General features: G+C 32.1%; 12 protein-coding genes. 11 read left to right on the forward strand and 1 reads right to left on the reverse strand.

Going from position 1 to position 12831, the window contains the following annotated elements; all coding sequences use genetic code 11:
• Window positions 1-6: 6 nt before the first annotated feature.
• Genes AB5642_RS13170 through AB5642_RS13195 form a run of 6 tightly spaced genes read left to right on the forward strand, consistent with a single transcriptional unit; the run spans window position 7 to window position 7042 of the window.
• A complete protein-coding gene (locus AB5642_RS13170) occupies window positions 7-1104 on the forward strand; it encodes a glycosyltransferase family 4 protein (protein WP_195380159.1) in 1098 nt (365 codons plus the stop codon).
• A 46-nt stretch (window positions 1105-1150) separates the two neighbouring features.
• Window positions 1151-2404: a glycosyltransferase family 4 protein gene (locus AB5642_RS13175; RefSeq protein WP_195380160.1), complete on the forward strand. Its 1254-nt coding sequence runs from the start codon at window positions 1151-1153 to the stop codon at window positions 2402-2404.
• Between the two features lie 29 nt (window positions 2405-2433).
• On the forward strand, window positions 2434-3438 hold the full coding sequence (locus AB5642_RS13180; RefSeq protein WP_195380161.1) for a glycosyltransferase family 2 protein: 1005 nt from the start codon (window positions 2434-2436) through the stop codon (window positions 3436-3438).
• On the forward strand, window positions 3414-4400 hold the full coding sequence (locus tag AB5642_RS13185; protein WP_195380162.1) for a glycosyltransferase family 10: 987 nt from the start codon (window positions 3414-3416) through the stop codon (window positions 4398-4400). The genes AB5642_RS13180 and AB5642_RS13185 overlap by 25 nt, the downstream gene beginning before the upstream one ends.
• The gene (locus tag AB5642_RS13190) at window positions 4387-5553 is read left to right on the forward strand and encodes an O-antigen ligase (RefSeq protein WP_195380163.1); all 1167 of its coding nucleotides are present in this window, start codon (window positions 4387-4389) and stop codon (window positions 5551-5553) included. Before AB5642_RS13185 ends, AB5642_RS13190 begins: the two co-directional genes overlap by 14 nt.
• Complete coding sequence (locus AB5642_RS13195) at window positions 5540-7042, forward strand: lipopolysaccharide biosynthesis protein (RefSeq protein ID WP_195380164.1); 1503 nt, start codon at window positions 5540-5542, stop codon at window positions 7040-7042. Before AB5642_RS13190 ends, AB5642_RS13195 begins: the two co-directional genes overlap by 14 nt.
• A 115-nt stretch (window positions 7043-7157) precedes the next feature.
• Here the strand turns inward: AB5642_RS13195 and AB5642_RS13200 are convergent, their stop codons facing one another.
• Window positions 7158-7388: an integrase core domain-containing protein gene (locus AB5642_RS13200; protein ID WP_227199098.1), complete on the reverse strand. Its 231-nt coding sequence runs from the start codon at window positions 7386-7388 to the stop codon at window positions 7158-7160.
• Between AB5642_RS13200 and AB5642_RS13205 the strand changes: the two genes are divergently transcribed.
• The 5 genes from AB5642_RS13205 to AB5642_RS13225 all read left to right on the forward strand — a co-directional run.
• Complete coding sequence (locus AB5642_RS13205) at window positions 7302-8048, forward strand: hypothetical protein (protein ID WP_227199099.1); 747 nt, start codon at window positions 7302-7304, stop codon at window positions 8046-8048. The two genes, AB5642_RS13200 and AB5642_RS13205, sit on opposite strands and share 87 nt — an antisense overlap.
• A gap of 551 nt (window positions 8049-8599) precedes the next feature.
• Window positions 8600-9271 (forward strand): hypothetical protein, encoded by a 672-nt coding sequence (locus tag AB5642_RS13210; RefSeq protein ID WP_195380165.1) that lies wholly within the window; start codon window positions 8600-8602, stop codon window positions 9269-9271.
• Between the two features lie 13 nt (window positions 9272-9284).
• Window positions 9285-11315: a metallophosphoesterase gene (locus tag AB5642_RS13215; protein WP_173718815.1), complete on the forward strand. Its 2031-nt coding sequence runs from the start codon at window positions 9285-9287 to the stop codon at window positions 11313-11315.
• The gene (locus AB5642_RS13220; RefSeq protein ID WP_173718816.1) at window positions 11305-11928 is read left to right on the forward strand and encodes a hypothetical protein; all 624 of its coding nucleotides are present in this window, start codon (window positions 11305-11307) and stop codon (window positions 11926-11928) included. Before AB5642_RS13215 ends, AB5642_RS13220 begins: the two co-directional genes overlap by 11 nt.
• Window positions 11925-12831: metallophosphoesterase (locus AB5642_RS13225; RefSeq protein WP_368371684.1), on the forward strand; the 907-nt coding region annotated here is incomplete at its 3' end. The genes AB5642_RS13220 and AB5642_RS13225, both read left to right, overlap by 4 nt.

Raw genomic sequence — 12831 nt, forward strand, 5'->3', positions numbered from 1 at the left:
AAAAGAATGAAAAAGGTTTTATTGGTTACAAATATACCGTCACCATATAGAGTGGATTTATTTTATTATTTGCAGACACATATCAAACAGTATGAATTTTATGTCATCTATTGTGCGCGGGAAGCTGATAATAGGTGCTGGAATGTTGATACTGCAAAATTATTGAATACAACTTTTGCTAAAACAAAAGTGATTTCGATAAAGAGAAAATATGATACGAAACATATTTATATCCCTAAAGGAATTGGAAAAGATTTATTAGAAATAAATCCTGATATTGTAATTGCATGGGAGTATAATCCGATTGCTGTTAAATGTTTGTTTTGGTGTAAATGGCATAGGAAAAAGTATATTAGTTTAACAGATGGCACATTATATTCTGAAAGAAATATTAATTTTATACAACGCATTACTAGAAAAATAATTATAGGAAAATGCAATGCATCAATTGCAAGTAGTACAAAGGCTAAAGAAAAACTTTTGAAATGGGGACTCAGTACCAATAAAATTTTTGTTAGTTTGTTAACGGTTGATGTAAATAAAATACGTACGATAGGGCATGTTCCAGAACAGGGACGATTATTATATGTCGGAAGTATGATTGAAAGAAAAGGATTAGACCTATTAGTATCGGCTTTAAGATATGTGGATGAGGACTTTCAATTGCGTATTGTTGGAAATGGAACAGATAAAGAAATTGAAGAATTAAAAACTAGAATTAAAAATGCAAATCTGTTAGGTAAAGTCGAGTTTTGTGGCTTTAAACAGGGAAAAGATTTGCTCGAAGAGTATCAATATGCAAGCGTATTTGTTTTGCCAACCCGTGAGGATTGCTTCGGGTTGGTGCTACTGGAAGCAGCGTGTACAGGCACCCCTATTGTAACCTCGAAGTATGCGGATGGAGCATACGATATTATTACTGAGAATGTAAATGGTTCAATCATTGATCCTTATAATGCAGAAGAGTTTGGAAAAACAATAGAAAGCATTTTAAGAAATCCAGAAAAGTACAGAGCAGATAAAAAGATTTTTGACAAATTTTCATTTGAGAGTGTAAGCAAGGGATATGTGGATGCTATAGAATATACGCTGAAAGATAATTAATATTTGTCAAAATTGTGAAATTGAAAATGGTAATAGGATAAAGAAGATGAAAATAGCATTTTGGATTAAGAGTAATGAAAGAAAAATAAATTTAGATGAGTGTCAATTTGGAAATCCGGGGCTTGGAGGGACTCAATATGAAATAGGTATTGTATCAACATTGTTAAAATTGAGATATCCTAATTTGGATATAACTTTATATACAGATAATCAAAGAATTATTTCTGAGATAATTGATTTAGTTTATGTAAAGTCAATATATGAAATGATAGATTTAATAGAAAGAAAACATGAAATATTAATATTTACTCAAACAGACGTTAATAAGAATTTTTATTGTAGAATCAAAGAAAAAGATATAAATGCTATTGCGTGGGTTCATAACTATCTTTTATATGAAGAATATAAATTTATTACAGAATTATCACAGATAAAAAAAGTGATATTTGTAGGACAGCAATTATATGATTATTATTGTGATTCAAATATTATAAAGAAAAGTTTGATTATTAATAATTGTATTCCTTCTTCTTATAAAATGAGAACAAATGCTGATACAAAGAAAGTTGTTTATTCAGGAGCTCTGATTAAACAAAAAGGATTTCATATTTTGGCTAAAGCCTGGAAAAATATTTTAAAGGCAGTTCCAGATGCGGAATTATATGTACTTGGCGGAGGCTTATATGGGAATGAAAAAGATTTATCAGCTTACCAAGATTATTGTAATTGTTTCTTAAAGGATTCTGATGGAAACTTGATGTCGTCAGTTAAATATATGGGAACAATGGGAAATGAAAAAGAAGAATTTTATAATTCAATTAGAGTTGGCGTATCTAATCCTACAGGAAAAACAGAAACATTTTGTTTGTCAGCCGTCGAATTTCAAGCACATGGAATTCCTGTAGTAACATATAATGGATATGGGCTTATTGATACAGTGGATGATAAAAAAACAGGATATAGAATAAAAGGAGTAAAGGCGTGTGAAAAAGCAATCATAAGGTTGCTTTGTGACAATGAAGTGAACGAAAAGTTATCTAGACAGGCAAAAAAATTTGTTGATAGTCAATTTACACCAGATATAATTATTCCGCAATGGTATTCTCTTTTAAAAGAAAAAATAGAATTAGAAGAAATGGTAGATCTTTTTTCATATGATAATTATAAAGATAATTTTAAGTGGTTGCGATTCTTAAATAGAAAAGTCAAAGAACTTTTTAAAATAGAAAGAGGTATTTCAATACAAGAGACGTGGAATTACTTTAAGTATAAAGTGAAGAAAATAAGAAATAAAAATTAAACATGTAGATTATGTGAAGGGAATAGGATATGGATAATGCATGTAGTGTTTCTATTATTGTGCCAATTTATAATGTAGAGAAATACTTGTATGAGTCTTTACAAAGTTTAAAAAAACAAACATTTCCAGTATTTGAAGTTATAATGATTGATGATGGTTCAACTGATGAATCATCGGAAATTGCAATTAAAATAGCAGAAGAAGATTTTCGATTCAAATATATTAGAAGGAATAATTCCGGGCTTAGTGCAAGTAGGAATGTAGGCTTAAAATATGCAAAAGGGAAATATATCTTATTTATGGATAGTGATGATACATTAGAAATAGACGCGATAGATAATTTATATCATATGGCAGAAAAAGAACAATTAGAATTGATTGTATTTGGCGGAGTAAAAGATTTCTATGATGTGAGTGAAAATATAGTTGTAAATTCAGAGATATGTGGAAATACAATGGATTATAAGTGTAAATCAGGAAAAGAATTATATAATATTTTGAGAAAAAACGATTCTTATTTTACAGGAGTTCCATTTCAGTTTGTTAAGAAAAGTGTAATTGTTGAAAATCAGTTATCTTTTTATGAAGGAATATTACACGAAGATCATTTATATACATTTCAATTAATACATAGCGTAAAAAAGTGTGCAGCAATTAGCAATCAATATTATCATTATAGGATGCGATATGGATCCATAACTAAAGGCAAGCGATTTCTTGAAAGAACAGTGGGATTTGCTTGTACATTTAATGAGATGGTTAAATGGTCTGAGAAAAAGGAAGGGTTAATTAAAGAAAAAGAAGTAAAAAAGCATATAGATGAAATTTGGAGACAAACAATTAAATATATTGTTTTTATGAGCAAAGATGAAATGAAAAATGTTAATTTAAAAGAGTTTATATATATGACACAAAATATATATAATCGTTTTAATATTAAACATTATTGGAATATATATTTTCCATTTATGAGACTTTTACATTACGTGTATGTATTGAGGGAGAACAGATGGAGACAAAAACATTTAAAATAAAATATTTAGGTTTTTATTCATCATTTGATGAAAAAAATAATTTTATAAGTGATTCAATAAAAAGGTTTGGAAATATTGAATTGTCGGAAAATCCAGATTATGTGTTTTATTCAGTTTTTTCTAATGAATATTTGTTATATCCAAATGCTGTTCGAGTGTTTTTTACAGGAGAAAATATTGCTCCAGATTTTCAAATGTGTGATTATGCAATAGGATTTGAACGTTTATTATTTGGAGATCGATATATTAGATTTCCATTTTATTATGGAATGTATGAATACGCAAAAGATTTGAAATTAGCGGAAGAAAAAAATAAAAATATTACCCAAAAACTATTCGATAGAGAGTTTTGTAGTTTTGTATATTCAAATAATGATACGGACTCAATGAGAATTAATTTATTAGAAAAACTTTCAACGTATAAGAGGGTTGATTCTGGTGGAAAATTAAAGAATAATTTATTGAATGGGCAAGTTGAAGATAAATTACTTTTTGAGAATAATCATAAATTCTCAATTGCATGTGAGAATAGCTCGCACCCAGGCTATGTTACAGAAAAAATACTTCAAGCATTTGCGGCTAAAACAATTCCTATATACTATGGAGATTCCACTGTATGTGAGGACTTCAATTCAAAGGCATTTATTAATTGTCACGAATTTGATTCTTTGGATCATTTATTAGAGAAAGTAAAGAAATTAGATAGTGATAAAACAGAATATTTATCAATGTTAGAACAACCGATATACAATGACAAAATGTTTTCCATAAAAATGAAAGATAATTTCGATAAATTTATTGAAAATATATTTATACAAGAAAAAGAAAAAGCATTTCGGAGAAATCGAGTGTTTTGGGGAAAGAAAATAGATGATAAATATATAAAACTTTTTAAATTTGAACAGTTAGTTAAAAAAGGGAAAAAAGTGCTGACTTTAGGTAAAAAAAATGATAATAAATAAAAGAAATATGGGAAAGGAAAGAATAATTATCTTTTTGTGTCTATTTCCTTATTTGGAACCGGTGGTAATAACAGGAACATTAGATATAATTTTTAACATTGGAAAGATTGTATCTGTAGTTTATTGTATAACAACGTTAATGGCAAAAAGAAAAACGAGAAAATATTGCAAATATATAAAATATATAGTTTTCTTTTATTTGAGTTATGTCCTTAATACTGCTATTAATGGTGGTCAAGTATTTAGAGCATTCATTGATGGAATAACAGTTATAGGTTTTTCTCTGATGTTTTGTACATTTGCATTTTCGGATTCCAAAAGAAAGTTTTACCAAATTGCTTTTGATGTATATTCAGTCTTGTTAGTTATAAATTCTATATCAGTTATTTTATATCCGGGTGGAATTACAGCTTTGGATACATATTTCCTAGGCCACGATGATACATTGTTATATTGGTTGATTCTCTATATAATATTTACATTTATGTATCAGCAATGTTGTAAAAATAAGAAAGAAATTTTATTGGTATGTACTTTTGTTAGTGGAACTTCTTTATTAATACTGAAATCTATTTCTGGAATATTATGTATGATAATTTTTATTCTTTTCTATAATATTATAGGAAAATCAAAAAAATTATTAATAAGCTCTAATATAGCGGTATTAGTACTTAATGTAGGTATAGTTATATTTAAAATACAAAAAATATTTTCCTTCTTTATTGTGAATATTTTACACAAGTCAATAGACTTAACTGGAAGAGAAAAAATATGGAATAGAGTATTATATTGGGTAATGCAAAAACCGATAATGGGATATGGCTATGAAACATCGGAAATCTTACAAAAGAAGTTTATGCTTACGGACGGTTCGTATTTTCATTTTGCACATTGTCATAATTTCTTGTTACAAATTACATATACAATGGGAGGAATAGGGCTACTTATATTTTTAGTAATTTATTTTATTGCATGGAAAAAAATGTTTGAAAATGGAATAAATAAGTGGAATAGAATTGTGGCTGCATTATTATTGACGCTAATGATCTCATTAATAATAAATTCATATCAGCAACCAGTAGCATTATTTATTTTAATGATAATAGGATATGATATTTCAAAAATAGGAGATGCATTTCATGAGGCTAAATAGAATAGAAAATACAAAAAGAAATATGGTATTTGGAATTATATTTAGGGGAGTAAATATATTATTTCCCTTTATAAATAGAACTGCAGTATTATATATATTAGGAAACTCTTATTTGGGACTAAACAGTTTGTTTTCATCGATATTAGGAATTTTAAATTTGGCAGAGTTGGGAGTTGGATCTGCAATAGTCTATTCTATGTACAAGCCGATAGCAGAAAATGATGAAAAAACAGTTGCAGCATTACTTCAATTATATAAAAAAATATATAGGATAATTGGATTTTGTGTGTTCGTGATGGGAATAGTATTTTCACTGTTCTTGGACCGTTTGGTAACAGGTGAAACACCAGAGGGGATAAATGTACAGATTGTATTTTTTATTCAGCTATTTAATGTTATTTGTAGTTATTTGTTTTTTGCGTATAAGACATCTGTAATCAGTGCTTATCAAAGAGAGGATATTTTAAGTAAAATTTCAATTGTTGTTACGATATTATTAAATGGTAGTCAACTTATTATTTTATATATAGCAAAAGATTTCTATTTGTATTTATTGATGCTTCCTATAACAACGATAATTGGAAATATACTAAAATATTGGATTGCTTCAAAAATGTTCCCGGTATGTAATATAAATGCTATAGAAAAACTGAATGAAAGTTATCTTGATGAAATAAAGAGAAAGGTTAAAGCTCTTTTCCTACATAAAATAGGTGGTACTATTAGTAATTCTTTAGATAATATAATAATTTCCGCTTTTTTAGGACTTAATTTAGTCGCAATATATAATAATTATTATTATATAATATTAAGTCTTGTAAATATAATGAATATATTTTACACATCTATATTAGCGGGACTAGGAAATAGCATTGCATTGGAGTCGACACATCAGAATTATGAGAAATTCAAAAAATTAACATATGTAAATAATTTAATAATAGGTTTTTTATCTACATGTTTGATATGTTTATATCAGCCATTTATGAAATTGTGGACCGGTGATGGAAATTTATTTGAATTTAATACAGTGATTTTACTAGTAGTATATTTTTATATTAATATGTCAAGAAGAATTGTTGTAACTTTTAAAGATGCAACAGGCATGTGGGAGGCAGATAAATTTAAACCGTTGATTAGTGGGATTGTGAATGCTTGTTTGAATATTATTTTAATACAAAAAATAGGAATTAATGGAGTTGTAATTTCTACAGTTATAGCTTTTACATTTATAGAATATCCATGGGAAACAAAAGTGTTATTTGATGACTATTTTCAAGAGAAAGAACGGGAATTTTATGTGAACCAATTTAAAGATTCATTGATTATATTAATTGTTGCAATAATTACTTTTAGAGCTACATATATGATTCCGTTGAATAATGTTATAGGTTTTATTAGTAGAGGAATATGCTGTGTGTGTATAAGCGCTATATTGTTCTGCATTATATGGAAAAAAAGATTAGATATTTTAAAGACGTATTTATAGTATCATTTTAAGGTCAGACTCCAATGCTATTATAGTGGTTCAGTTGTCAAGACAAAAAAATAAGCTTTTTATAATGAACTGATATATGTAACTGGGTAGGGGAGAAAATTCCCCCCTAGGCTGCGCAATCATCCAGTAACAGGATTGGATAATAGCAGGATGCTGGTGTCTGATTATTGAGTGCGGAATGACAACGTTCAAAGTTGTATGTATGCACATATTTTCCAATAGCCTTCCTTGCTTCTCGGATATTGTTGTATTGGGTCAGATAGGCTTCCTCGTACTTGAAACTCCGGAACCATCGTTCAATCATGATATTATCAGCCCAGCGGCTTTTACCATCCATGCTTTGACGGATCTGGTTCTCTTTGAGAAAGTTCATGTACTCATTGCTTGTGAACTGACAGCCCTGATCCGAAAAAAAGCATTGGGGTCAGACCCCATAAAGGATACACCATTTGTTGTCATTAATGCAGATGACTATTATGGCAAAGAAGGTTTCAAAAAGGTTCACGAATATCTGGTGAATGGCGGAACTTCTTGTATGGCTGGTTTTGTTCTGAAGAACCCCCTTTCTGATAATGGTGGTGTGACCTGCGGAATCTGCAAAATGGATGAGGAAAACAATTTTACTGAGGTTGTGGAAACTCATAATATTATGAAAACTGCGGATGGTGCGGAAGCAGACGGAGTAAAGGTAGATACAGAGTCTTTGGTTTCCATGAATATGTGGGGATTGACACCAGATTTTGTGGAGACTCTGGAAAAGGGATTTGAGGAATTCTTTGAGAAGGAAGTGCCAGGGAATCCTATGAAGGCAGAGTTTCTGATTCCGTCTTTTATTGGGGAACTGCTGGAGCAGGGGAAGATCAGTGTGAAAGTTCTGAGAACCAATGATAGTTGGTATGGGATGACTTATAAGGAAGATGTTGAGGCTGTGAAGGACAGCTTTAAGAACATGTTTGAAAAGGAAATATATAAAACAGATTTATTTGCTGATCTGTAAAATGAAAAGTAGAACTGAATTTGTTTATATTGCATTATTGCGTCAGATAAGTTGAAGTGATATACTGATGATATAAATAGATAAGTTATAAAATAATATATGAAATCCCATCAGTTTTATAAAAAAGAAAAATTATAAATAAGACAATTAAAATTTCCAAGAACCAATTATGTAGAAGAAAACTATTAGAATATATTTATGGAGGAATTGGTGCAGTGGATATAGTGGGATATGATATTTTGGAGGATGGAGGTCTCCGTTACGCGTGGAAGGACGCACGTTTTAAGAAGTGCATAGAAAGCGCTGCGTTCATAAACCGCTCCAAGGGAAAATTGGAAGATATATGCGGTTATACGACTTCAGTAAGTTCAGGATGTATTTTGCGGACACAAGGGAATCAGTGTGCATTTTGCAGAACTGGAAATGTATTGCCTTTCGGTGGATTATTGACCTATAAGGAAATTGCTAAGCAAAATATTTTTATGGTCTTATCAGATATATATTGTGAAGATCATCCTGAATTACATAATAAGAAAAGAGAATTTGCATATATGGGCCAGGGAGAACCTGGCTATTCTTACAGTCAGGTCCGCATGGCGATTGAGCTTACCAATACTGTAATGAGGGAATTGAACCAGCAAGTATACCGTCATATATTTGCAACGTGCGGAATTCCTGAAGCTGTGGACAACTATATGAGTGATGTCCAGCACTATTTCACAGAAAGAGTGACGCTGCATTTATCTTTACATGTGGCGGGGGATAGGGATTTGATCATGCCGATTAACAAATTATATCCAATTGAGGAAACTGTGAAGAAAGTGAATCAGGTTGCCGAAGTATCAGGAGAGAAGCCTTGTGTGGGAATTATGTTATTTAATAATTTCAGACCAAAGGGGAAAACATTTTCCTATACAAATTCTGTGGAAATGGTTATGGAGATACTAAAGAAGCTTAATCCCGGAAAGTGCCGCCTTAGTTTTTGCGAATATAATTCATCAGATGAGATTGGGGAGGCTGACGAATATCCCCAGGAACTGGTGGGAAAATTATTGGAAACTGTAAGAGAATATGGATTTGAGGCGAAACATTTTTCATCATATGGAAGAAAGAAAATGACAGCGTGTGGAATGCTTGGAAGTAAAGAACCGGAAAAACTGGCATCAAAGAAATGGCTGGAATTAAATGCATTAGCAGATGAATTGATAGCAAAAAATGTTTAAGGCAGGGGTACAGATGAAGAAATTTAGGTGGATCCATTTATCAGATATTCATTTTCAAACAAAGAATGTAAGTTTTAATACTCAAAAATTGAGGGAAAAATTACCTGAATTTTTAGCAGGGTTAGATGGAAATTTTGATGCAATGATTATTACTGGCGATTTCAGATATGCGCCGGAAAAAGAAAATAATCCTCAGAAGGTAGTTGATTACATTAATTTATTGTGTGAGAAACTGAGATGGACGGATACTCCTAAGGTTATTACAGTACCTGGAAACCATGATTTGGATCGTGGATCAGTGAGAACTGCTGTCATAAGAAGCGCGAAAGACAAGTATCAGCCTAATATGGGAACATTTGATCCGGAACTGTTGGGACAGCTTCTTGGCGGTTTTAATTTTTACAATAATATGCATGAGAAGCTGAGAGATGTATCGCAGTGGGATGGCAGTAATCCCCATGGAATTGCAGAATTTGACGAGTGTAATTTTTTACTTTTAAATACTGCAGTGACGGCGGGGCTTAGCAGTGAAGAAGAGCAGCATACATTGCTTTTGGGAAGCTCTTATGTGGCTGAGAAATTGGATTACCTAAAAAAGAAAAACAAACCAGTTATTGCAATTGGACATCATGCATTAGAGTTATTAAGTACGGAAGAAAAGAGAGAGATTACAAATTTATTTGAGCAGGAAGGGGTTAGGCTTTATTTATGTGGACATTCACATTCTCAGGAGGCTGATTCCTTTAGTCAGAATGGGCGATATGTGAATATTGGATGTCTGCTCCAGAAAAGTAAAACCGAAGCGGTAAGAGCCAGCTTTGATATTGGGGAATTAGAGACGGATGGTACTGTGAAGCTAACAAGTTATAAATGGGATATCGATCAAAAAAACTGGTTTGCAGATCCACCTTATGACAGGGACTATAGATCTTTGTATGATTTTCCAAAAATCAATGACAATAGTAAAGAGAAAAAGCATATTAAACTGGTTGAAAATCCATTTACAATTGTGGGATACACTTTATTAGGCTCTTTAGGCTGTGATGGGATTAAGTATTACTGGAAAAAAGACGACAAGTATGTTGAGAGCATCGCTTTTAATAGACGTTTACGAAATCTGAAAATTAAGGAAGATGCAGATATTTCTGCGTATACGATTTCTACAAGCTTTGGATGTGTTTTGTCTGCCACAGAGCAGCAATGCCGCTTTTGTGAGACCGGCACTCTAAAATTTGGCGGTCATTTGCGGGCTGAGGATATTGCGCTTCAGTGTATTTTTATGGCGGAATATGACAGCAATTGTCCAAGCTATAAGCAGGTCCGGAATAATGCAAGAGAGTTTGCCTTTATGGGCCAGGGGGAACCAGGATACTGTTATCCAGCCATTAAGCGGGCAATCATGTATACGGATTATGTAATGGATAAGTTAGGGCAGAAGGTATCCAGGTATGTGATCTCTACTTGTGGGGTGACTGAATTTATTCAGGCGCTGACAGAGGATTTGAAGAATTCCGTTTTCAAAAATAAAATCACAATTCATTTATCGCTGCATGAAATTGATGAAAAGAGAAATGAATTGATGCCGATCAATAATATTTATGATTATCAGGAAGTAATTGCCTGTTGCAAGAAGCTATATCAGGTTACAAATGAAAAAATCGGGGTTGGTATATTGATGTTTGATAAATATCAGACAAAAGATGGAAAGTCTTATACGCTGACACCTAAAAGACTGGAAGAAATCCTGTCAGTTTTGGATAATGATGTGTTTCGCATTGATCTGTGTTTTGTAAACAACACAGATGCAGGAAGGCAAAAACACGAATTAAGCAATGAAATGGCAGATGCGTTATTCCAGGTTGTTCTGGATAAAGGTTTTGAGGGAAAAATTTTTACCTCTTTTGGTGACATGCAAAAATCAGGCTGCGGCATGCTGTCTTCCTCAATGGAGAATAAATCAGAAGTTGGATCGACTACAATTGAGCATTTTAATAAGGCGGTTCAACTGTTACAAGAGGTGAAAGAGTATTGTTATGAGCGATAGCATAATTTCCTCACTTATTGCCTCTGCAATCTGGGGTCTACTGGTAGTATTTTTTTCTCCCAAGATTATCAAGTTTTTAAAGAAAATGATAGTATCTTTAATGGATTCTGGTTCTTTGTTTGTTTTTAACTCTTACAATGATGAGGAATTTATAAAGGATTTCAAGCATGAAATGAAAAAGGCGAAACGTTTGGCAATCTGTACAAGCCGCGGCAGTTTTCTGATGGATCCGCCATATAGAGAGTATTTAAACAAGAAGACGATACCCATAAAGATCCTTTTACCAGATACCAGAAATGATAAATGGATAAAGAGACGTACGTCAGAAGTTTCTGCTTCTGGAGATGGATATACAGAGAGGGCATTTACAGGAGCGATTGATTCTAATATAGAATTTTTGCAAGCCTGTAGGGGCTCGATTAGTATTAGAGTATATGATTGCATTCATATTGGAAGGATAATACTTACGGATAAGGTGGCTTATTTCAGTCCCTATTTGGAGAATACATATGGGGAAGATGTTCCCGTCTATAAGTATAAAGTGAACTCTACGAAATATAACTGGTTGAAAAGAATGTTGCAGGAAATGTGGATTGAAGGTAAAAAACTGTGAATGATTTTACTATTTTACATCTGTCTGATTTACATATTAATGGTACTGGAAAAGGCTTGACTCCGTTACTGAAAAATCTTCTGTCAGACATAAAAGAGGAATTGAAACCTGTGGACAATGTAATTCTGGTCATTACAGGAGATATAATAGATAAAGCCAATTATGAGAAATGTAAAGAGAACGTTCTTGCCTTTTTCGAACAGTTAAAGGATGTGTTGGCGGAAAAGCTGAAAGACGTATATATTGTACCCGGAAACCATGACAGGGTGCATAAACCTTTTGATGAGTGTACAATAGAATATTATGATGAAGCCAGAAGTGAGGAATTTAAGAAGTCTTATTGGCAGTATATTATGGTTGGATATGGAGAATATATAAGTCTTATCAATAATATATATGGAATATTAGGAGTTTCTCACAGGGCTGATAACACCTACGGAGTAAGATGCACGGAAATTAATGGGAAAAAGATTTGTTTTTTATCATTAGATACGTCATGGAGTTCAAACGGTGGAGAACAGGATATCAGGGCCTTAAAATTTGGCAGATTTCAAGCAGAAGATATTTACCAGCAATATAACAAGGCAGTTGAAGATAAAAATGCAGATCTGGTGATCGCCCTCGCGCATCATCCATTAGATTGGCTGACTGGTAAGGAACAAAGTATTGCACAGGGGGAATTGCTGTCAGTAAATCGTCTTAGAGCGAACATTTATATAAGTGGACATGTCCATAACCGCGATGTGATCAATTGGCAAAATAACAGACATTCTATGACAACTCTGGTATCTGGAATTGGGTGGCCAGAAGGCAGTGATCTGCATAGTGCGCCGCATGTTTATTCCTGCTATACATTTAATTTGGATCTGAATTCTATTGATGTGTATGTAAGAAGCAGCAATG

Source organism: Ruminococcus sp. 1001136sp1_2201st1_G3_2201SCRN_220225 (genome assembly GCF_040924365.1).
GTDB lineage: Bacteria > Bacillota > Clostridia > Lachnospirales > Lachnospiraceae > Blautia_A > Blautia_A faecis.

Excerpts from the sequence above, each read along its gene's own strand:
- AB5642_RS13175 (WP_195380160.1), top strand. The coding sequence starts at position 1,151 with ATGAAAATAGCATTTTGGATTAAGAGTAATGAAAGAAAAATAAATTTA.
- AB5642_RS13190 (WP_195380163.1), top strand. The coding sequence starts at position 4,387 with ATGATAATAAATAAAAGAAATATGGGAAAGGAAAGAATAATTATCTTT.
- AB5642_RS13200 (WP_227199098.1), bottom strand. The coding sequence starts at position 7,388 with ATGGATGGTAAAAGCCGCTGGGCTGATAATATCATGATTGAACGATGG.
- AB5642_RS13185 (WP_195380162.1), top strand. The coding sequence starts at position 3,414 with ATGGAGACAAAAACATTTAAAATAAAATATTTAGGTTTTTATTCATCA.
- AB5642_RS13170 (WP_195380159.1), top strand. The coding sequence starts at position 7 with ATGAAAAAGGTTTTATTGGTTACAAATATACCGTCACCATATAGAGTG.
- AB5642_RS13195 (WP_195380164.1), top strand. The coding sequence starts at position 5,540 with ATGAGGCTAAATAGAATAGAAAATACAAAAAGAAATATGGTATTTGGA.
- AB5642_RS13215 (WP_173718815.1), top strand. The coding sequence starts at position 9,285 with ATGAAGAAATTTAGGTGGATCCATTTATCAGATATTCATTTTCAAACA.
- AB5642_RS13220 (WP_173718816.1), top strand. The coding sequence starts at position 11,305 with ATGAGCGATAGCATAATTTCCTCACTTATTGCCTCTGCAATCTGGGGT.
- AB5642_RS13180 (WP_195380161.1), top strand. The coding sequence starts at position 2,434 with ATGGATAATGCATGTAGTGTTTCTATTATTGTGCCAATTTATAATGTA.
- AB5642_RS13210 (WP_195380165.1), top strand. The coding sequence starts at position 8,600 with ATGGGCCAGGGAGAACCTGGCTATTCTTACAGTCAGGTCCGCATGGCG.